This is a genomic window from Leclercia sp. LSNIH1 (assembly GCF_002902985.1).
GTDB lineage: Bacteria > Pseudomonadota > Gammaproteobacteria > Enterobacterales > Enterobacteriaceae > Enterobacter.
On the sequence record NZ_CP026167.1, the window covers coordinates 533,655 to 553,498 of the forward strand.

Consider the following 19,844-nt stretch of genomic DNA (forward strand, 5'->3'; position numbering starts at 1 on the left):
AGGCCGGGTAAGGCGAAGCCGCCACCCGGCAAACAAGCTTAAGGCTTCGCCACAAACCCAATCGCTTCGTAGACCGCTTTCAGGGTTTCTGAGGCGCGTGCGCTGGCCTTCTCGGCGCCCTCTTTCATCACCTTCTGCAGGTAAGCTTCGTCATTGCGGAACTGGTGATAGCGCGCCTGCAGCTCGGTGAGCATGCCGGAAACCGCTTCAGCCACTTCACCTTTCAGATGGCCATACATCTTACCTTCGAAGTGCTGCTCCAGCTCCGGAATGGTACGGCCCGTCACGCCAGAGAGAATATCCAGCAGGTTAGAGACGCCCGCTTTGTTCTGCACGTCGTAACGCACCACAGGCGGCTCGTCCGAATCGGTCACCGCACGCTTGAGCTTTTTCACCACCGCTTTCGGATCTTCCAGCAGGCCGATAACGTTGTTGCGGTTATCGTCCGACTTGGACATCTTTTTGGTCGGCTCCAGCAGGGACATCACGCGGGCGCCGGACTTCGGAATAAACGGCTCCGGCACTTTGAAGACATCACCATACAGCGCGTTAAAGCGCTGGGCGATATCGCGGCTCAGCTCCAGATGCTGCTTCTGATCTTCACCCACCGGCACCTGGTTGGTCTGGTAGAGCAGAATGTCAGCGGCCATCAGCACCGGGTAATCAAACAGACCGGCGTTGATGTTTTCCGAATAGCGGGCCGATTTGTCCTTGAACTGGGTCATGCGGCTCAGTTCGCCAAAGTAGGTGTAGCAGTTCAGCGCCCAGCCCAGCTGCGCATGCTCCGGCACGTGAGACTGAACGAAAATGGTGCTTTTCTCCGGGTCGATACCACAGGCCAGATAGAGCGCAAGCGTATCCAGCGTGGCCTTACGCAGTTTCTCAGGATCCTGACGCGCGGTGATAGCGTGCAAATCCACGATGCAATAAATGCAGTGGTAATCATCCTGCATGCCAACCCACTGACGCAGCGCACCCATATAGTTGCCAATGGTCAGTTCACCTGAGGGCTGTGCGCCACTAAATACGATGGGCTTAGTCATTTTTCAATTCCTGATTTTCACTGTGCGAAAGCCCGAGAACGGGCAACAAATCTTTGAAGTGGTCGAAGACAAAATCCGGCTCACTCAGCGTAATGGATTCACCGTAGTTATAGCCATAAGTCAGGCCAACGGACGGGCAGCCTGCGGCCCTGGCAGCCAGAATATCATTGCGCGAATCACCCACAAAGAGCAGCGCTTCAGGCGGTAAGGATAATTTTCCTGCCACCAGCAGTAGCGGTTCGGGATGCGGCTTCTTGTTCTGCACATCGTCGCCGCCGACAATAACCGAGAAATAGTGAGCGATATCGAGCGCTTCCAGCAGCGGGGCGACGAACGCCGTCGGCTTGTTGGTCACCAGCCCTAGCGGCAGACCCTGAGCATGCAGCGCGCTCAGCGTAGCGGCCACATCCGGGAACAGGAAGCTACCCTCTTCCACCGTCTCTTCATAAAAACGGTTAAACAGCTTACGCAGGATACGCACCTGCTCTTCCTGAGGGATGTCTGCATGATCGACACCCGGCTTGCCCTGCGCCGCACGTTGAACAGCACGCTCCTGGCGCGCCCAGGTCAGCGCGCGCTCCATCAGCACGTCAGCCCCGTTACCGATCCACGTCACCACACGTTCTTCGCCCGCCACCGGCAGCTCCAGCGCGTACAGCGCCTGATCGACCGCCGCGGTTAAACCCGGTGCGCTGTCCACCAGCGTACCGTCGAGGTCAAATGCAACACCCCGAATTGCCTGCAAATTATCCATGACTTACCTTCGCCAGTTCACTGCGCATTTCATCAATGACTTTTTTGTAGTCCGGCTGATCGAAAATAGCCGAACCCGCGACAAACATATCTGCCCCCGCCGCCGCGATTTCGCCGATGTTGCTGACCTTCACGCCGCCATCCACTTCGAGGCGGATATCAAAGCCAGACTCGTCGATACGGCGACGTACTTCCCGCAGTTTATCCAGCGTATGCGGAATGAAAGACTGCCCGCCAAAGCCCGGGTTAACGGACATCAGCAGGATCACGTCCAGCTTGTTCATGACGTAATCCAGGTAGCTCAGCGGCGTGGCCGGATTGAAGACCAGGCCCGCCTTACAGCCGTGCTCTTTGATCAGCTGTAGCGTACGGTCAACGTGTTCGGAGGCTTCAGGATGGAAGGTGATGATGCTGGCACCCGCGGCGGCAAAATCTGGCACGATGCGATCGACCGGTTTTACCATCAGGTGCACGTCAATCGGTGCGGTCACGCCATAATTGCGCAGCGCCTTCAGGACCATCGGGCCGATGGTCAGGTTAGGCACGTAGTGGTTATCCATAACGTCGAAATGAACGACATCCGCACCGGCAGCCAGTGCTTTCGCGGTATCTTCGCCCAGCCGGGCAAAATCAGCCGAAAGAATTGAGGGTGCAATCAAATACTGTTTCATCCGCATCTCCTTGAACTTTGTTTAACGGCGGGCGAAACGGCTCAGGGCAGATAGAGTGCCAGCAGTTCGTCCACCTTTTTACGTGTGCCGCCGTTGCTGCTGATGCTGCGCCGGACTTTGACCTGAAAATGCTCCGCGGCCTTGTACCATTCGCGCGTATCGGGCGTATCGTGATTCGAAATTAACACCGGGATACTTTTGCTGACCAGCTTTTCCGCCATCCCCGCCAGATGCGCCTGCTCGGCAGGGCTAAAGCTGTTGGTGTGATAAGCGGTAAAGTTCGCCGTAGCAGACAGCGGTGCGTACGGGGGGTCACAGTAAACCACCGAATTGACGTCAGCAAGGTTCATACACTCTTCATACGAGAGGCAATAAAACTCTGCATTCTGCGCTTTTTCAGCAAAGTGATACAGCTCGGCCTGAGGGAAATAGGGACGCTTGTAGCGGCCAAACGGCACGTTGAATTCACCACGCAGATTATACCGGCACAGGCCGTTGTAACCGTGGCGATTAAGATAGAGGAACAGCAGCGCACGGCGGAACTTATCCTGGCACTGATTAAACTCAGCGCGGTGCTGATAGTAAACGTCCGGGGTGTTGTTCTCTGGCGTAAACAGCTTGCGCGCCTCATCGACGTACTCATCGGTACGCTCTTTTACGATGTTGTAAAGACTGATCAGGTCGCTGTTGATATCCGCAAGGATATAGCGGGAGTAGTTGGTATTGAGAAATACCGAGCCCGCACCAACAAAGGGTTCGACAAGACACTCGCCGTCTGGCAGGTGTTTTTGAATATCATCGAGCAGGGGGTATTTCCCCCCTGCCCATTTCAAAAAAGCGCGATTTTTTTTCATGCTGACTAACTGATTACACCTTCTCCGGCTGTGGAGAAAGCTCCGACAGCATCCTGCGCTTCACAGATTACTTCAAATCGGACTGAACCTGACGGATCGGCTTCGCCCACGGATTTTTCGCCTGAACGTCGGCTGGCAGTGTGGCAACCGCGCGTTTTGCTTCGTCTTTCGATGAGTACACACCGCTTACCAGCACATACCATGGCTGACCGTTACGGGTGGTCTCATAGACAACAAAGTTTTTCAGGTTCGATTTTTTCGCCCAGCCGTTGAGGTTGTCATAGCTGGAAGAGCTGCTCAGCTGCAACGTGTAGTTGGTGGACGGCGCAGACTTCAGTGAACTCACGTTCCCTGTCGATTTACCGGTGCTGGCAGAAGCCGCCGGGGCGCTCGCCGCTGGCGTCGATGCTGTTGCGGTCGGCGCTGGCGTTGCTTTCGGTGCCGTCGCGGTTGTCGCAGGCGCTTTCGCCGGGGCGCTGGTTGCCGTCTCAGTGTGCTTCGGCTGCGCGGCTGCTTTAGGCGCTTCTGCTTTCGCAACAGGCTGCGGCTTCGCTTCACGCTTCGGCTCAATTACCGCCTGCTTACGCTCCTGATGCTGCGCAGGTTTAGTCTGACGTGGCGCAGATTCTGCCGCCGCCGTCTGCTGTTGCCCGGTAGCACCACGGATTGGCGCTACGGTCGCAGGCTCGGTCGGCAGGGTGGAGTTCACCACTACATTGTTAACCTGCTGCTCGCTCTGCGGCTGCGTCAGGGCGTTATTCAGATTGCCCTGAACCTCAACGCGCTGCTGGCCTTCAGGAGTAGCCGGAGACTGGCCCTGAGTCGGCGTGGAGGCAACAGGCGGCAGAGAGATCTCCTGCTGCGTATTCTCTGCGGAGGTAGCGCCTGGCGCTGGCTGCGAGCCATTTGCCTGGTCGGCAGCGCTGCCGGAAAGATCGATACTCTTCTCGCCGGAAGCAGTTTGTTCAGCAGGCGAGGTGGACGGGGCTTTCAGTGCGGAGCCGACGCCGATAATCAGCAGCAGCAGGACCAGCACCCCCAGGCCCATCATAATATACTGGCGGGAAGCGGGTTTCGCCGCAGCGGCCTTACGCTTGCGCGGGCGACGCTGTACGGGCGCTTCGTCCATTGAATCATCTTCGGACTCATAATCCTCTTCTTCACGCTCCTCGCGGGCGGCGCGGCCACGCGAAGGACGAGGATCGTCATTGTCCAGATCGACCTCATCAAAGTTGATTTGCGGCTCGTTATCGCGTTCTGAAGATTGGCGAGTACGACCAGTACGACGATCGCTGGGATCGGGTTTCAGCTCGTCTTCTGGTTTGAATTCATCCATTTAACACCCCACTAAAAGGCTTATGCCTACGACTTTGCACATCACCTGAAGCAAAATGGCTACGTATTACCGCAGCCGGACCTTTCTAATAGTTACGCTTGCTGGCAATCAGCAATAGCGCCAAGAACGACATCGTGCGGCACACCGCCACGAACTTCACTCTTTCCGATTGCAAGCGGGAGTACCAGACGCATCTCGCCTGCTAATACTTTTTTATCACGCATCATGTGCGGCAAGTAGGCCTGCGCTGACATTTCGCGCGGTCCCGTCACCGGTAACCCGGCACGCTCAAGCAACGTGATAATGCGTTGTGTATCCGCCTTGCTGAACTGACCCAGACGCTCTGAGGTGCGAGCGGCCATCACCATCCCTGCCGCCACGGCCTCGCCATGCAGCCAGTTACCGTAGCCCATTTCGGCTTCGATAGCATGGCCATAGGTGTGCCCCAGATTCAGTAAAGCACGTAAGCCTGTTTCGCGCTCGTCTGCGGCAACCACTTCTGCTTTCAGCTCACAACAACGGCGAATACAGTACGCCATCGCCTGACCATCCAGGCGCAATAAGGCGTCCATATTCTCTTCAAGCCAGCTAAAGAACTCGCCATCCAGAATAATGCCGTACTTGATCACTTCCGCCAGGCCAGATGCCAGCTCGCGCTTCGGCAGCGTTTGCAGGCAGTCGAGATCCACCACCACCGACGCGGGCTGATAGAACGCGCCAATCATGTTTTTGCCAAGCGGATGGTTTACGGCGGTTTTGCCGCCAACAGAAGAGTCAACCTGCGACAACAGCGTGGTCGGGATCTGAATAAAACGAACGCCACGCTGATAGCTTGCTGCCGCAAACCCGGTCAGATCGCCAACAACACCGCCGCCTAATGCCAGCAGTGTTGTGTCGCGACCGTGCGGTTTTTGCAGTAATGCGGTGAAGACGGTATCAAGTACCGTCAGGCTTTTATACTGTTCGCCATCAGGCAGAATCACACTGTCGACCTTCACGCCAGCCTGTTCAAGCAGCTGACGTACGCGGTCGAGATAAAGCGGAGCCAGTGTCTCATTGGTGACCAGCATTGCCTGATCACCCGCTTTCAGTGGTAAGAAGGAAGCTGGGTCGTTAAACAAACCAGCCGCGATAGTGATAGGGTAACTCCGTTCACCGAGCGTGACTGTAATCCTCTCCATAGCGCGACATCCACCTTAAATACTTTTTACCCGCAGGCGAGTATATATAAAGCCAGAATCAGTTGCTTTCCAGCATATGAATAATCTGGTTTGCGACCACTTTAGCGCTCTGATCGTCTGTGCGAATGGTGACGTCAGCAATCTCTTCGTACAGGGGATTGCGTTCATCTGCCAGCGCTTCCAGAACTTCACGTGGAGGCGTCTCAACCTGCAGCAACGGGCGTTTTTTATCACGCTGCGTACGCGCCAGTTGTTTTTCGATGGTCGTTTCGAGATAGACCACGACACCGCGGGCGGAGAGACGGTTGCGAGTTTCGCGAGATTTTACAGAGCCGCCGCCAGTAGCCAGCACAATGCCCTGTTTTTCCGTAAGTTCATTGATGACTTTTTCTTCTCGGTCACGGAAACCCTCTTCGCCTTCTACATCGAAGACCCAGCCCACATCAGCTCCGGTTCGTTTCTCAATCTCTTGATCAGAATCGTAAAATTCCATATTGAGTTGTTGAGCTAACTGGCGCCCAATAGTGCTTTTGCCGGCACCCATAGGCCCAACCAGAAAGATATTGCGTTTCTCTGCCATTTTTTCGGTACTACTAAGACTATTCGTTAATGGTAAACCCGCTTCGCCGATACCTGGCGTAACAGGACATGAACTGAAACCTCATATGCGATAGAGCGAGAGTCAGACTAAAAATTATCTCAATACTCCAGCTTGTTTGGCAACAGAATAAATCACCCTGCCTGCCGCTTAAGTTGTTAAGGTGTGAGATTGAGTAGGCTGATTCTCAAATCGGTACTCCTTGTATGCTAATTAATGCCCCACGTCAAACATCTGCAACAAACAGAATGCAAAATCAGGTGGGGCGTTACCGCTTATCAGGGTGTCGCAACCAGACGAGGGGTAATAAAAACCACTAATTCCCGGCGCTCGTTGTCTTTACCCTGATGGCGAAAAAACTGCCCCAGGATGGGGATACGGCTCAAGCCTGGCACATTTTCACTCCCGCTTTTATGTCTCTGAGAAAAAATTCCACCTAAGGCCAGCGTTTCACCACTTTTGACCTCTACCTGGGTTTCGATCTCCTGCTTGTCTATCGTCATGGTTTCACTGTCGGCCTGCTTCAGCACCTGGCCCGGGCTGTTCTCGCTGATGCGCAGCTTCAGGCGTACACGTCCATTGGCCAGCACCACCGGGGTCACCTCCATGCCCAGTACCGCCTCTTTAAATTCCACCGACGTCGCGCCGCTCTCTCCGCTGGAGACCTGATAGGGAATTTCACTCCCCTGTTTAATGCTGGCAGGCTGCATGTGCGACGCCAGCAGACGCGGGCTGGCGATAATATCCACCTGCTGTTTTTGTTCCAGGGCGGAGAGCTCAATGTCCAGCAACCGGCCATTAATCCGGCCGATAGTGAAACCCACCTGCGTCGTGGCGTTGGTCACCGCAAGATCGCTGTTGAGTATCGTCAGCTCTCCGGGCTTACCGGGCTGCTGCGCCTGCGCCAGACTCCACTTTACGCCCAGCTCCCGCAGGCTTTTTTCACTCATGCTGACAATGTGTGCCGCCAACTCGACCTGGGCTACCGGCAGATCCATCTGCCCCACCCAGTGCTGTAACGCATCCAGCGCAGCCCGGCTGTCGCGCACCAGCAGACGGTTGGTGCGTTTGTCCACCGCAAGGCTGCCTTTTGGGCTGAGGAGCTTTTCGGCAGCCTGCCTGAGATCGCCCGCATCCGCATAGGAGAGAGAAAAACTGCGCGCCTCCAGCGGCACACTGAGCTGACGCTTAGCGCGCTCCGCCTCTTTTCTGGCCTGCTGCTGTTGTTGCCAGGCGGCGCTGTGGATATAAAAGATGCCCTCCTGCTGGCGCATCACCAGCCCGGCGCTGGTCACCACCGTCTGTATCGCCTGTAACCAGGGAACCTTTTGCAGACGCAGAGAGACATTGCCGCTCACGTCCGGTGCGATAATCATATTGCGGTTCTCCTGCTCCGCCAGGGCCTGCAGAAGCTGGGCGACCGGCACATCATCCACGACCAGATTCACGGCCAACGGTTCCGCTGCCAGCGTCTGGCCGCCGATCAGCAGCAATGCCACCATCCCTCTTTTCATCCTGTTTCGTTCCTTGTCGTTGCCATCGCCATAACGGCGGTTCACACGCCTCAGACGTGTCGATGACCAACTCCTTTTCATCCAGCACCCTTACCCGCCAGCCCTGAGGCAACGTGTCGCCGCGACGCACCCGCAACCAGCGGGACTTTTCATCCCTGACGATGCCCACCGGCACCGCGCCGGATACCAGCCCGGCATAATGCCACTGGCTCAGGGCTGCATCGGGGCAGCGTGACACCGGAGCCTGAAACGGATCGCGCATGCCGAGAAGAAGCGGCAGCAGAAGCAGTACGCCACCGCTAACCCGCATTCTGGCGCTCCAGGTGCAGGGTGAGGCGCAGCTTTTGCTGTTCTGGCTGGAGCGTAAAACGCGCCACCGCCACGTCGCGTTGGGCGAGAGTGGCAAACAGCCCGGGGATCTGCCCCCAGACCGCCTCGACCACCAGTTCGCCTCCAGCACTGACGGGTTGCCAGCGCACCATGCGTAGCTCACCGGTATCGAACTCCAGCGGCGAAAAGGGCCGTGACGCCACGGACGATGGCGCCTCCTCAACGGGCGAGAGCTTACGCACCGCGGTCCATAAGCGGCCGTTGATCGCCGCGTCACGCGCGTGCTGAGCCTGATGCGTGGCAAGCTGTTGCTGCTGCATGCCTAGCTGCCCCCCGATCACGCAGAGCAGCATCAACCCTGAGCTGAGGCCCCAGCACAGCCAGCGCCAGCGCGGGGACAACGCGTACCAGATGTCAGGAGGGATCCGCATCAGCCTGCTCCTTGCGGGTCAGCGCCCAGCTAAATTGCCAGCGCCCCTGCGCGTCCTGGCGCATCTCGCCGGGCGCGGCGGGGGTAAACCCCGGCAGCTGGCGTAGCGCTCTCTCCAGCGCCGCAAGCGCCGGTAACGTGGCGGCGTAGCCACTCAGGGAGAGGGTAGAGTGCTGGAAACGGAGCTGCGCCAGCCATGCCTGCTCCGGCAGGGCGCGGGCCAGGGCGATGAGGATCGTCTGCCATGCCTCCGTCTGCGCTTTTTTTTGCGCCCAGCGCTGCTGTTGCTGGCGCTGAACAATACGCGCCGTCCACTGCGTTTGCCGCTGCGCCAGCGCCTGCCTCAGCGCCACATCGCTGGCCTGTCGCTGCGCGAAAACCTGCGCTTGCAGCGGGGCGTCGGCCCGCCGGGCGGTCCAGAGCCCCAGCGTTACCAGCAGCGAGCCGGTGAACAGCAAGCCCCAGAAGCGCAGGCAGTGGCGTTTTTGTTGCTGACGCCACGGCAGCAGATTGGCCGCGCTCATCGCGCATAGCCTCCCGTCGCCAGCGCTAACGCCAGTGCGACGCTAAAATCCGCGCCATTTTCAGGCAGCGGCGGTTGCCGGTGGGACAACACGTTCCAGGGGTCGAAACTGCGCATATCGCAGCAGGCGATCTCCTCAACCCTTAGCGCCAGCAGGGCTGCAAGGCTTTCAACATCGGGCGCCTCCGCCAGCCCACGCCTGCCCCACTGGTGACGCATCGCCCATAGCCATTGATCCCGATCGCGCCAGGCAACGCACTGGGCAGGCGCGTCTACAAAAGGCAGAAAATGGGCCAGCGCCCCGGCATCGGGTGTGATCGCGGCCAGCCGCAGACGCAACACCCGGGCCAGCTCCAGCAGCGTGGCGATCTCTTTATTTTGTGCCGCGGTAACCTGATACCCCTGGCTGAACGTATCTTCCGCATAATCAAAACGCAGGGCATCGGGTGCCATCTCCAGCTCGCGGCTCAAGGCCGCGCCAATCCAGGCCGTCTCTTCGCTGTCGCGCAGGGTTATCGCCGGGCGCGGAAAGGTGCGTTGCAGGGTGCGGGCGGCCGGAAAGGCGAGAAGTACCTGATGCTGGTAAGGCAGCCACTGTCGCCACTCGCGCAGCGCTGCAGCCAGTTGTTCGGGCTGAAGAATTTGCCCGTCGCGGATAACACCCTCCGCGAGGGGGAGCTGCCACCAGCGGCGCAGCCCCCAGCCCGACTTTCTGCGTACCAGCGCGACGGCCAGCACCTTATCCTGTTGAATATGAACGCCTGTTCGCCATGTTTTAAATACCATGTTTCACGATCTCCTTATCGTCCGGGGGGATAACGGCTATATCAATGCTACAGGCTTGCCTTTATACTACCGCGCGATTGTTTAGAAACTGCCCAGTTCAAACTAAATGGGAAATCTCCAGTGAAGTTCGTAAAGTATTTATTGATCCTTGCAGTCTGTTGCATTCTGCTTGGAGCAGGCTCGATTTTTGGTTTGTACAAATATATTGAGCCGCAACTGCCTGATGTCGCTACGCTTCGTGACGTACGCCTTCAGATCCCGATGCAGGTTTATAGCGCCGATGGCGAGCTGATTGCCCAGTACGGCGAAAAGCGGCGTATCCCGCTGACGCTGAATCAAATTCCGCCAGAAATGGTGAAAGCCTTTATTGCCACAGAAGATAGCCGCTTTTATGAGCACCACGGCGTCGACCCGGTGGGGATTTTCCGTGCCGCAAGCGTGGCGCTCTTCTCCGGCCATGCTTCGCAGGGGGCGAGTACCATCACCCAGCAGCTGGCGCGTAACTTCTTCCTGAGTCCTGAAAAAACGCTGATGCGTAAGATTAAGGAAGTCTTCCTGGCGATCCGCATTGAGCAGCTGCTGAATAAAGATGAGATCCTTGAGCTTTACCTCAACAAGATCTATCTCGGCTACCGTGCCTATGGCGTGGGCGCGGCGGCGCAGGTCTATTTCGGTAAATCCATCGAACAGCTGACCCTGAGTGAAATGGCGACCATCGCCGGTTTGCCGAAGGCGCCTTCTACCTTCAACCCGCTCTACTCGCTGGATCGCGCGACAGCACGTCGCAATGTGGTGCTGTCGCGTATGCTGAGCGAGGGCTATATCAGCCAGACGCAGTACGATCAGGCGCGCAGTGAGGTGATTGATGCCAACTATCACGCGCCGGAAATTGCCTTCTCCGCTCCCTATCTGAGTGAAATGGTTCGTCAGGAGATGGTCTCCCGCTACGGCGAACAAGCCTACGAGGATGGCTACCGCGTCTACACCACCATCAGCCGCAACATCCAGCAGGGCGCGCAGCAGGCGGTGCGTAACAACGTCATTGATTACGATATGCGCCACGGCTACCGCGGCCCGTCAAACGTGCTGTGGAAGGTGGGTGAATCCGCCTGGAGCAGTAAAAAAATTACCGACACCCTGAAGCCGCTGCCGGGCTATGGGCCCTTCGTGGCGGCGGTAGTGACCCAGGCCAATCCGCAGGAAGCCACGGCGATGCTCGCCGACGGCACCTCCGTGTCGCTGCGGATGGAAGGGGTACGCTGGGCACGTCCGTATCGCTCTGATACACAGCAGGGCGCGACGCCACGCAAAGTGACCGACGTAGTACAGGTGGGCCAGCAAATCTGGGTCCGCCAGGTTAATGACGCCTGGTGGCTGGGACAGATCCCGGACGTTAACTCGGCGCTGGTCTCTATCGACCCGCATAACGGCGCGGTCCTGGCGCTGGTGGGCGGCTTCGACTTCAATCAGAGCAAGTTTAACCGTGCCACTCAGGCGCTGCGTCAGGTCGGTTCCAATATCAAGCCGTTCCTCTACACCGCGGCAATGGACAAGGGTCTAACCCTCGCCAGTATTCTCAATGACGTGCCGATCTCCCGCTGGGATGCCGGGGCCGGTTCCGACTGGCGGCCAAAAAACTCACCGGCAGAGTACGCGGGTCCGATTCGCCTGCGTCAGGGACTGGGGCAGTCGAAAAACGTAGTGATGGTGCGCGCCATGCGTGCCATGGGCGTCGATTATGCGGCGGAGTACCTGCAGCGCTTCGGCTTCCCGGCGCAGAATATTGTGCATACCGAGTCGCTGGCGCTGGGCTCCGCGTCGTTTACCCCGCTACAGGTCGCCCGCGGTTATGCGGTGATGGCCAACGGCGGCTTCCTGGTCGATCCGTTCTTCATCAGCAAAATCGAGAACGACCAGGGCGGCGTGCTGTTCGAGGCCAAGCCGAAGATCGCCTGCGCCGAGTGTGACATTCCCGTCATCTATGGCGATACGCCTAAGTCAGACGCACTGAACAACCAGGACATGGAGGATGTGGCGATTTCACAGGAGCGGCAAAATGCGGCGGTGCCGATGCCGCAGCTCCAGCAGGCGAACCAGGCGCTGGTCGCCCAGACCGGTGCTCAGGAGTACGCCCCGCACGTGATTAACACTCCGCTGGCGTTCCTGATCAAGAGCGCGCTGAACAGCAACATCTTTGGTGAACCGGGCTGGCAGGGTACAGGCTGGCGTGCCGGTCGTGATTTGCAGCGCAAGGATATCGGCGGCAAAACCGGCACCACCAACAGCTCCAAAGATGCCTGGTTCTCAGGTTATGGCCCGGGCGCGGTCACTTCGGTGTGGATCGGCTTTGACGATCACCGTCGCGATTTAGGTCGTACCACGGCTTCCGGGGCGATTAAAGATCAGATCTCCGGTTACGAGGGCGGAGCCAAAAGCGCGCAGCCCGCGTGGGATGCCTTTATGAAGATCGTTCTTGATGGCGTACCGGAAGAGCCGCTCACGCCACCGCCGGGCATCGTAACGGTCAATATCGATCGCAGCAGCGGTCAGCTGGCTAACGGGGGTAACAGTCGTGAGGAGTATTTCATCGAAGGTACGCAGCCAACGCATCAGGTGGTGCATGAGGTGGGTACAACGTTGATAGATAACGGCGAAACGCAAGAACTCTTCTGATCTATCTCCCCCTTCCCTGTGGAGGGGGGACTTTCCGCTACAGCCTTCCCTGCCCTTTCAGCCACTCCCGCACCAGAAACAGTGCGCTCACGTTTCGGGCTTCGTTAAAATCGGGCTCTTCAAGCAGATCCATCAGATGCGCCAGCGGCCAGCGTACCTGCGGCAGCGGTTCAGGTTCATCGCCTTCCAGCGATTCAGGATAGAGATCTTCCGCCAGCACGATATTCATCTTGCTGGAGAAATAGGAGGGCGCCATGCTGAGTTTTTTCAGGAAGGTAAGCTCCTTTGCGCCAAAACCTACCTCTTCTTTCAGTTCACGGTTCGCAGCTTCATAAACCGACTCGCCGGGATCGATAAGTCCTTTGGAGAAGCCCAGCTCATAAGATTCCGTTCCCACCGCGTATTCGCGGATCAGGATCAGATGCTCGTCGACAATAGGCACAATCATGACGGCTTCGCGCGTGGAGGGACGCATACGCTCGTAGACGCGGCGCACGCCGTTACTGAACTCCAGGTCCACGCTCTCAACGTTAAACAGCCGCGATTTGGCGACGGTCTCCACATTCAGGATAGTGGGCTTTTGTAAGGGTTTGCTCATTTTGACGGGTCTTTGCTGGGTGAACTGGCCTCATTGTGCGATACGCCGCACGGTTTCGGCAATGTCATTCGCGCTTTATTTACATTTGTGCAACCTAATCAGATTCATTACGCATTTCAACACAAAAGTCAATAGGTTGAAATTATTCCAGGAATTTGCTGATATTCCGCCACGGTTGCCTTTGCTATCATCAGCGAACACTGGGATGCGCTTCAAATTGCTCAAGTTCAACGCCTTACATGCCGATAGCCAACCACAGACACGCATTCACTGTTATAAGGTGCTACTGACTACACCTGTAAGAAAAGTAAGATGGGGAAAGCATGAGCACCATTTTAATAATTATCGCTGCTATGCTGGCCTGCGCATTGATTGCAGGGTGGTTGTTCAGACGTCGTTCGCAGCGTCGATATCGCCTGCCTTATCTCAACGCCTTTACCGGGGCGAGCACACGTAAACTCGCCGCCGAAGAGCGCAGCGCGATTGAGCAATATCTCGAGTCGTTTAACCGCATTCAGCAGATGCCTGCGACAGGTGCCAGCGCGGCCCCGGTCTCGTTAAGCCTGAACGCTGAGAGCAATACCGTGCTCTGCCTGACGCGCTCCATTACCCGCTATGGCATTACCACAGACGATCCCAATAAATGGCGCTACTACCTCGACTCCATCGAAGTGCACCTGCCGCCGTTCTGGGAGCAGTACATCAATGATGAAAACAGCGTTGAGCTGATCCACACCGACACTATCCCGCTGGTGATTGTCCTGAACGGCCACTCCATCGCCGAGTATGTCCAGGAAGCGCCGCATCTGGCGCTGGAACATGTCAGCTCAACCCAGGCGTCGATTCGTGGCGAAGAGACAGAGCAGATCGAGCTGCTGAACATTCGTCAGGAGACTCACGAAGAGTATGCCCTCAGCCGCCCGGATGGCATTCGTGAAGCGCTGCTGATTGTCGCCGCCTTCCTGCTGTTCTTCTTCTGCCTGCTGAGCCCGGATGTGTTTGCTCCGTGGCTTGCCGGCGGCGGCATGCTGCTGCTGGCGGCGGGCTTATGGGGATTATTTGCCCCGCCAGCGAAAAACGCGCTGCGTGAGATCCACTGCCTGCGCGGAACGCCAAAGCGCTGGGGTCTGTTTGGCGAAAACGATCAGGATCACGTCAACAACATCTCGATGGGCATTATTGACCTGATCTACCCGCGCCACTGGCAGCCGTGGCTGGCCCAGGATTTAGGGCAAAAGACCGATGTTGATATCTATCTGGACAGGCATGTGGTGCGCCAGGGACGTTACTTATCCCTGCATGACGAAGTGAAAAACTTCCCGCTGCAGCACTGGTTGCGCAGCACGGTGATTGCCTGTGGCGCAGCGCTGGTGCTGGCGATGCTGATTTTCCTCGTGCCGCTGGATATGCCGATTAAATTTACCCTGTCGTGGATCAAAGGCGCCCAGACCATCGAGGCCACCAGCGTCGAGCAGCTTGAAAACGCCGGCGTGCGTGTCGGCGATACGCTGAATCTGAAGGGAACGGGAATGTGTAATATCCACGCGCCGGGCAACTGGAACGCCCGCCAGAGTTCGCCTTTTGCGCCTTTTGACTGCTCGCAGCTGATCTGGAATGACGCGGCCCCGCTGCCGCTGCCGGAATCGGACACGGTTAACAAAGCCACGGCGCTGACCCAGGCCCTGAGCCGACAGCTCCATCCAAAACCGGAAGATATAACGCGAGTCAGCCCGGCGTTGCGCTCCGCCATTCAGAAATCGGGCATGATCCTGCTGGATGATTTTGGCGATATCGTACTGAAGACCCAGGATCTGTGCGCAGAGGCGGATGAGTGCATCCGGCTGAAGAACGCGCTGGTAAACCTCGGCAACAGCAAAGACTGGGAAGCGCTGGTGAAACGTGCCACGAATGGCCGTCTTGATGGTGTTAACGTCCTGCTGCGTCCGGTGAGCGCCGAGTCGCTGGAAAACCTGGTCGCCACCTCTACCGCGCCATTCGTTATGCGCGAAACTTCACGTGCCGCGCAGGCGCTTAACAGCCCGGCACCCGGCGGCTTTGTGATTGTCAGCGATGAAGGCAGCGATCTGGTCGATCAGCCCTACCCGCCGGTAGCGCTGTATGACTACCCTGCGCAGGAGCAGTGGGAAGAGTTTCAACGACTGGCGCAGATGCTGATGCGTACGCCGTTCAGCGCCGAAGGGATTGTCACCGGCATCTTTACCGATGCCAATGGCACCCGTCATATCGAGCTGCACCGGATACCGGATAGCGCCGTTTTATGGCGCTACATTGCCACTTCGCTGCTGATGCTGGCGATGGTGGTCTGCATTATCTGGAACGGCGTGATGGCGTTACGCCGCTACCAGCGCTCGCGCACCCGCCTGGCGGAGATCCAGCAGTACTACGAAAATTGCCTCAATCCGAAGCTTGTTCCTACCCCTGAGAGCCTGATCGGATAACCTCTGTGCGCGAGCAGATATGCTACCCTGTCGCGCACGATTCTTCTGGCTGGAGTATTCCCTATGCATCTTGATATCGCCTGGCAGGACGTTGATACCGTTCTGCTGGATATGGACGGCACGCTGCTGGACCTCGCGTTTGATAACTACTTCTGGCAAAAACTGGTGCCGGAAACCTACGGCGAGCAGCAAGGGATCACCCCGCTGGAGGCGCAGGAATTCATACGCCAGCAATATACCGCCGTACAACATACGCTAAACTGGTACTGTCTGGACTACTGGAGCGAACGCCTTGGTCTGGATATTTGTGCCATGACCACTGCTCAGGGCCCGCGCGCCGTTTTGCGTGAAGATACCGTCCCCTTTCTGGAGGCACTCAAAGCCAGCGGCAAGCGGCGCATTTTGCTGACCAACGCGCACCCGCATAATCTGGCGGTGAAGCTGGAACATACCGGGCTGGGTTCACACCTTGATTTATTACTTTCCACCCACACATTTGGTTATCCGAAAGAGGATCAGCGATTGTGGCAGGCGGTGGCAGAAGAGACCGGCCTGCAGCCAGAAAGAACGTTGTTCATTGATGACAGCGAACCCATTCTGGATGCGGCGGCAAAATTTGGCATTCGTTATTGCCTTGGCGTGACCAATCCTGATTCTGGCCTGGCTGAAAAAAGCTATCTGCGACATCCGGGGATGAACGACTATCGCCGGATGATCCCCTCACTCACCGTGAAGGAGACGCCATGAAAGAGAAACCCTCTGAAGGGGTAAGACTGGATAAATGGTTATGGGCTGCCCGCTTTTACAAAACGCGCGCCCTCGCCCGCGAAATGATTGAAGGCGGCAAGGTGCATTACAACGGGCAGCGCAGCAAGCCGAGCAAGCTCGTGGAGCTGAACGCCACCCTGACCCTGCGTCAGGGCAACGACGAGCGGACGGTGATCGTGAAGAACGTAACCGAACAACGTCGCCCGGCAGTGGAAGCCAGCACCCTGTACGAAGAGACGGCAGAAAGCGTGGAGAAGCGCGAAAAGATGGCGCAGGCGCGAAAGCTGAATGCCCTGACCATGCCGCATCCCGACAGACGCCCTGACAAGAAAGAACGTCGCGATCTGATTAAATTTAAAAATGGCGAGAATGAGTGATTCTTGCTGAACGAGAGATGACTATGGCCCAACACGACCAATTACACCGCTATCTGTTTGAACAATTTGCCGTTCGCGGCGAGCTGGTTACCGTATCCGAAACCTGGAAACAGATCCTGGAAAACCACAACTACCCGCTGCCGGTGAAAACCGTGCTGGGCGAGCTGCTGGTCGCGACCAGCCTGCTGACTGCGACCCTGAAATTTGCCGGTGACATCACCGTGCAGCTGCAGGGTGATGGCCCGATGAGCCTGGCGGTGATCAACGGCAACAACCAGCAGCAGATGCGCGGCGTGGCGCGCGTACAGGGCGATATCCCTGAAAACGCAGACCTGAAAACGCTGGTGGGCAATGGCTACCTGGTGATCACCATCTCCCCGGAAGAGGGCGAGCGCTATCAGGGGGTCGTCGGTCTGGAAGGCGATACGCTGGCAGCCTGCCTGGAAGACTACTTCCTGCGCTCCGAACAGCTGCCGACGCGCCTGTTTATCCGTACCGGCGAAGTCGACGGCCAGCCGTGTGCCGGCGGGATGCTGCTCCAGGTACTGCCAGCCCAGAACGCGCAGGCAGATGATTTCGATCACCTGGCCACCCTGACTGAAACCATCAAAGCCGAAGAGCTGTTCACCTTACCGGCGAACGAAGTACTGTGGCGTCTGTATCACGAAGAAGAGGTGACGCTCTACGATCCGCAGGATGTCGAGTTCAAGTGCACCTGTTCCCGTGAACGCTGCGCGGGTGCGCTGAAAACATTGCCGGATGAAGAGATTGACAGCATCCTGGCAGAAGATGGCGAAATCGACATGAACTGCGATTACTGCGGCTCTCACTACGTCTTTAACGCAATGGACATTGCCGAGATCCGCAACAACGCCTCCCCGGCCGATCCGCAGCTGCACTAAGTCCTGCCGTTAACTGCCCTCTTGAGGGGGCAGTTAACCTTTCCCCCTCCCCTACTCATTAATTTCATTCACTATTTACCCCAATCTGCTGAATCGTTATCAGTGATGTAAGACTTTCGTAATTTTCTTTCATGTATGCGCTTACATTCACATTCTCGCAGTTTAATTTATCGCTCATTAACCTTTTCGGAACATTTTCCCCAACCGAAAAGTGATTCCTGCCATAATCTGCACCGCAAAGTGACAGGAGTCACAGCGTTTTCCGTCATAAAGGGTTTTTGTCCAGATACGCAAATCTATGAGCCCGGTCGCGGTTAACATTCGAAGAAAACCCCTACAATTTCAGGCAGTATAAATTGGCTAAGGAGCAGTGATATGCGTGTTAATGGTTTAACCCCGCAAGATCTCAAGGCTTATGGTATCAACGACGCTCGCGATATCGTCTATAACCCTGATTACGATACGCTTTATCAGGAAGAGCTCAATCCAGCACTCGAAGGATACGAGCGCGGTATATTGACGACCACCGGCGCTATCGCTGTCGACACCGGTATCTTTACCGGCCGTTCGCCGAAAGATAAGTACATTGTTCGTGACGACACCACCCGCGACACCCTGTGGTGGGCCGATCACGGCAAAGGGAAGAACGACAACAAAGCGATCTCCCCTGAAATCTGGCAGCATCTGAAATCCCTCGTCACCCAACAACTTTCCGGTAAACGTCTGTTCATTATCGACGCTTACTGCGGTGCCAACGCCGATACCCGTCTTTCCGTTCGTTTTATCACTGAAGTCGCCTGGCAGGCCCATTTCGTGAAGAACATGTTCATTCGCCCGACCGAGGAAGAGTTACAGAGCTTCGAGCCTGACTTTGTGGTGATGAACGGTGCGAAATGCACCAACCCGCAGTGGAAAGAGCAGGGGCTGAACTCGGAAAACTTTGTCGCCTTTAACCTGACGGAGCGTATCCAGCTTATCGGCGGCACCTGGTACGGCGGCGAAATGAAGAAAGGGATGTTCTCGGTGATGAACTACCTGCTGCCGTTAAAAGGCATTGCCTCCATGCACTGCTCGGCGAACGTGGGCGAGAAAGGCGACGTGGCGGTCTTCTTTGGCCTCTCCGGCACCGGTAAAACTACCCTCTCCACCGATCCGAAACGCCGCCTGATTGGCGATGACGAGCACGGCTGGGATGACGACGGCGTGTTTAACTTCGAAGGCGGTTGCTACGCCAAGACCATTCGTCTGTCGGCTGAGGCGGAGCCGGATATCTTCCAGGCGATCCGTCGTGATGCGCTGCTGGAGAACGTGACGGTACGCGCTGACGGCACGGTCGATTTTGACGATGCGTCAAAAACGGAAAACACCCGCGTCAGTTACCCTATCTACCACATCGACAATATCGTTAAGCCTGTTTCAAAAGCGGGCCACGCGACCAAGGTGATCTTTCTCACCGCCGACGCGTTTGGTGTGCTGCCGCCGGTTTCACGTCTTACCGCCAGCCAGACGCAGTATCACTTCCTCTCCGGGTTTACCGCCAAGCTGGCCGGTACCGAACGGGGTGTGACTGAGCCGACGCCTACCTTCTCCGCCTGCTTTGGCGCAGCCTTCCTGTCGCTGCACCCGACGCAGTACGCCGAAGTGCTGGTGAAACGCATGCAGGCCTCGGGTGCCCAGGCGTATCTGGTCAACACCGGCTGGAACGGCACTGGCAAACGTATCTCCATCAAAGATACCCGCGCCATTATCGACGCCATTCTGAATGGTTCGCTGGATGATGCGGAAACCTTCACCCTGCCGATGTTCGATCTGGCAATCCCGACCGAACTGCCGGGCGTGGACAGCCATATCCTCGACCCACGCAACACCTACGCGTCGCCGGAGCAGTGGCAGGAAAAAGCCACCACGCTTGCGAAGCTGTTTGTGCAAAACTTTGAGAAGTACACCGATACGCCAGCGGGTGCGGCGTTGGTGAGTGCGGGACCGAAGCTGTAAAAATTGTGCCGGGTAGCGCTGCGCTTACCCGGCCTGCCCATAAAAAACGGTAA

The 19,844-nt window shown here is 57.1% G+C and carries 19 protein-coding genes; 6 read left to right on the forward strand and 13 right to left on the reverse strand.

The window, feature by feature from the left end; all coding sequences use genetic code 11:
- Nucleotides 1-38: 38 nt before the first annotated feature.
- The 12 genes from trpS to C2U54_RS02950 form a co-directional block, all read right to left on the reverse strand.
- A complete protein-coding gene (gene trpS, locus C2U54_RS02890) occupies nt 39-1,043 on the reverse strand; it encodes a tryptophan--tRNA ligase (RefSeq protein WP_103177297.1) in 1,005 nt (334 codons plus the stop codon).
- Nucleotides 1,036-1,797: a phosphoglycolate phosphatase gene (gene gph / locus C2U54_RS02895; RefSeq protein ID WP_103177298.1), complete on the reverse strand. Its 762-nt coding sequence runs from the start codon at nt 1,795-1,797 to the stop codon at nt 1,036-1,038. The genes trpS and gph overlap by 8 nt, the downstream gene beginning before the upstream one ends.
- Complete coding sequence (gene rpe, locus C2U54_RS02900) at nt 1,790-2,467, reverse strand: ribulose-phosphate 3-epimerase (protein ID WP_103177299.1); 678 nt, start codon at nt 2,465-2,467, stop codon at nt 1,790-1,792. Before rpe ends, gph begins: the two co-directional genes overlap by 8 nt.
- 41 nt (nt 2,468-2,508) lie before the next feature.
- Nucleotides 2,509-3,321 (reverse strand): adenine-specific DNA-methyltransferase, encoded by an 813-nt coding sequence (gene dam, locus C2U54_RS02905; protein WP_103177300.1) that lies wholly within the window; start codon nt 3,319-3,321, stop codon nt 2,509-2,511.
- A gap of 67 nt (nt 3,322-3,388) precedes the next feature.
- Complete coding sequence (damX, locus tag C2U54_RS02910; protein WP_103177301.1) at nt 3,389-4,657, reverse strand: cell division protein DamX; 1,269 nt, start codon at nt 4,655-4,657, stop codon at nt 3,389-3,391.
- A gap of 92 nt (nt 4,658-4,749) precedes the next feature.
- Nucleotides 4,750-5,838, reverse strand: coding sequence for a 3-dehydroquinate synthase (aroB, locus tag C2U54_RS02915; protein WP_103177302.1), 1,089 nt, complete (start codon nt 5,836-5,838; stop codon nt 4,750-4,752).
- A gap of 58 nt (nt 5,839-5,896) precedes the next feature.
- Entirely contained in the window at nt 5,897-6,418 is a 522-nt protein-coding gene (aroK, locus tag C2U54_RS02920) for a shikimate kinase AroK (protein WP_003861630.1), read from the reverse strand.
- A 296-nt stretch (nt 6,419-6,714) separates the two neighbouring features.
- Nucleotides 6,715-7,950, reverse strand: a complete 1,236-nt coding sequence (hofQ, locus tag C2U54_RS02930; RefSeq protein ID WP_103177303.1) for a DNA uptake porin HofQ — start codon at nt 7,948-7,950, stop codon at nt 6,715-6,717.
- Nucleotides 7,865-8,260, reverse strand: a complete 396-nt coding sequence (locus tag C2U54_RS02935) for a HofP DNA utilization family protein (protein ID WP_103177304.1) — start codon at nt 8,258-8,260, stop codon at nt 7,865-7,867. Before C2U54_RS02935 ends, hofQ begins: the two co-directional genes overlap by 86 nt.
- A complete protein-coding gene (locus C2U54_RS02940; RefSeq protein WP_103177305.1) occupies nt 8,250-8,711 on the reverse strand; it encodes a HofO family protein in 462 nt (153 codons plus the stop codon). Before C2U54_RS02940 ends, C2U54_RS02935 begins: the two co-directional genes overlap by 11 nt.
- Nucleotides 8,695-9,234 (reverse strand): PilN domain-containing protein, encoded by a 540-nt coding sequence (locus C2U54_RS02945; RefSeq protein ID WP_103177306.1) that lies wholly within the window; start codon nt 9,232-9,234, stop codon nt 8,695-8,697. The genes C2U54_RS02940 and C2U54_RS02945 overlap by 17 nt, the downstream gene beginning before the upstream one ends.
- Nucleotides 9,231-10,019 carry a DNA utilization protein HofM gene (locus tag C2U54_RS02950; RefSeq protein ID WP_103177307.1) on the reverse strand — a complete coding sequence of 263 codons (789 nt, stop codon included), beginning with the start codon at nt 10,017-10,019 and terminating at the stop codon, nt 9,231-9,233. The genes C2U54_RS02945 and C2U54_RS02950 overlap by 4 nt, the downstream gene beginning before the upstream one ends.
- A gap of 120 nt (nt 10,020-10,139) precedes the next feature.
- Between C2U54_RS02950 and mrcA the strand changes: the two genes are divergently transcribed.
- Nucleotides 10,140-12,692 (forward strand): peptidoglycan glycosyltransferase/peptidoglycan DD-transpeptidase MrcA, encoded by a 2,553-nt coding sequence (mrcA, locus tag C2U54_RS02955; protein WP_103177308.1) that lies wholly within the window; start codon nt 10,140-10,142, stop codon nt 12,690-12,692.
- Nucleotides 12,693-12,729: 37 nt separating this feature from the next.
- Here the strand turns inward: mrcA and nudE are convergent, their stop codons facing one another.
- Nucleotides 12,730-13,290: an ADP compounds hydrolase NudE gene (gene nudE, locus C2U54_RS02960; protein WP_039031517.1), complete on the reverse strand. Its 561-nt coding sequence runs from the start codon at nt 13,288-13,290 to the stop codon at nt 12,730-12,732.
- 323 nt (nt 13,291-13,613) lie between these two features.
- Between nudE and C2U54_RS02970 the strand changes: the two genes are divergently transcribed.
- The 5 genes from C2U54_RS02970 (at nt 13,614) to pckA (ending at nt 19,791) form a co-directional block, all read left to right on the forward strand.
- Nucleotides 13,614-15,749: an intracellular growth attenuator family protein gene (locus C2U54_RS02970; RefSeq protein WP_103177309.1), complete on the forward strand. Its 2,136-nt coding sequence runs from the start codon at nt 13,614-13,616 to the stop codon at nt 15,747-15,749.
- A 63-nt stretch (nt 15,750-15,812) separates the two neighbouring features.
- Nucleotides 15,813-16,496: a GMP/IMP nucleotidase gene (gene yrfG / locus C2U54_RS02975; protein WP_103177310.1), complete on the forward strand. Its 684-nt coding sequence runs from the start codon at nt 15,813-15,815 to the stop codon at nt 16,494-16,496.
- Nucleotides 16,493-16,894, forward strand: a complete 402-nt coding sequence (gene hslR / locus C2U54_RS02980) for a ribosome-associated heat shock protein Hsp15 (RefSeq protein ID WP_103177311.1) — start codon at nt 16,493-16,495, stop codon at nt 16,892-16,894. The genes yrfG and hslR overlap by 4 nt, the downstream gene beginning before the upstream one ends.
- A 23-nt stretch (nt 16,895-16,917) precedes the next feature.
- Complete coding sequence (gene hslO, locus C2U54_RS02985; protein ID WP_103177312.1) at nt 16,918-17,796, forward strand: Hsp33 family molecular chaperone HslO; 879 nt, start codon at nt 16,918-16,920, stop codon at nt 17,794-17,796.
- A 375-nt stretch (nt 17,797-18,171) separates the two neighbouring features.
- Nucleotides 18,172-19,791, forward strand: coding sequence for a phosphoenolpyruvate carboxykinase (ATP) (gene pckA, locus C2U54_RS02990; RefSeq protein WP_103177313.1), 1,620 nt, complete (start codon nt 18,172-18,174; stop codon nt 19,789-19,791).
- Nucleotides 19,792-19,844: the final 53 nt, after the last annotated feature.

Coding starts and splice junctions, on each gene's coding strand:
- trpS (WP_103177297.1), bottom strand. CDS start 1,043: ATGACTAAGCCCATCGTATTTAGTGGCGCACAGCCCTCAGGTGAACTG.
- gph (WP_103177298.1), bottom strand. CDS start 1,797: ATGGATAATTTGCAGGCAATTCGGGGTGTTGCATTTGACCTCGACGGT.
- rpe (WP_103177299.1), bottom strand. CDS start 2,467: ATGAAACAGTATTTGATTGCACCCTCAATTCTTTCGGCTGATTTTGCC.
- dam (WP_103177300.1), bottom strand. CDS start 3,321: ATGAAAAAAAATCGCGCTTTTTTGAAATGGGCAGGGGGGAAATACCCC.
- damX (WP_103177301.1), bottom strand. CDS start 4,657: ATGGATGAATTCAAACCAGAAGACGAGCTGAAACCCGATCCCAGCGAT.
- aroB (WP_103177302.1), bottom strand. CDS start 5,838: ATGGAGAGGATTACAGTCACGCTCGGTGAACGGAGTTACCCTATCACT.
- aroK (WP_003861630.1), bottom strand. CDS start 6,418: ATGGCAGAGAAACGCAATATCTTTCTGGTTGGGCCTATGGGTGCCGGC.
- hofQ (WP_103177303.1), bottom strand. CDS start 7,950: ATGAAAAGAGGGATGGTGGCATTGCTGCTGATCGGCGGCCAGACGCTG.
- C2U54_RS02935 (WP_103177304.1), bottom strand. CDS start 8,260: ATGCGGGTTAGCGGTGGCGTACTGCTTCTGCTGCCGCTTCTTCTCGGC.
- C2U54_RS02940 (WP_103177305.1), bottom strand. CDS start 8,711: ATGCGGATCCCTCCTGACATCTGGTACGCGTTGTCCCCGCGCTGGCGC.
- C2U54_RS02945 (WP_103177306.1), bottom strand. CDS start 9,234: ATGAGCGCGGCCAATCTGCTGCCGTGGCGTCAGCAACAAAAACGCCAC.
- C2U54_RS02950 (WP_103177307.1), bottom strand. CDS start 10,019: ATGGTATTTAAAACATGGCGAACAGGCGTTCATATTCAACAGGATAAG.
- nudE (WP_039031517.1), bottom strand. CDS start 13,290: ATGAGCAAACCCTTACAAAAGCCCACTATCCTGAATGTGGAGACCGTC.
- C2U54_RS02970 (WP_103177309.1), top strand. CDS start 13,614: ATGAGCACCATTTTAATAATTATCGCTGCTATGCTGGCCTGCGCATTG.
- yrfG (WP_103177310.1), top strand. CDS start 15,813: ATGCATCTTGATATCGCCTGGCAGGACGTTGATACCGTTCTGCTGGAT.
- hslR (WP_103177311.1), top strand. CDS start 16,493: ATGAAAGAGAAACCCTCTGAAGGGGTAAGACTGGATAAATGGTTATGG.
- hslO (WP_103177312.1), top strand. CDS start 16,918: ATGGCCCAACACGACCAATTACACCGCTATCTGTTTGAACAATTTGCC.
- pckA (WP_103177313.1), top strand. CDS start 18,172: ATGCGTGTTAATGGTTTAACCCCGCAAGATCTCAAGGCTTATGGTATC.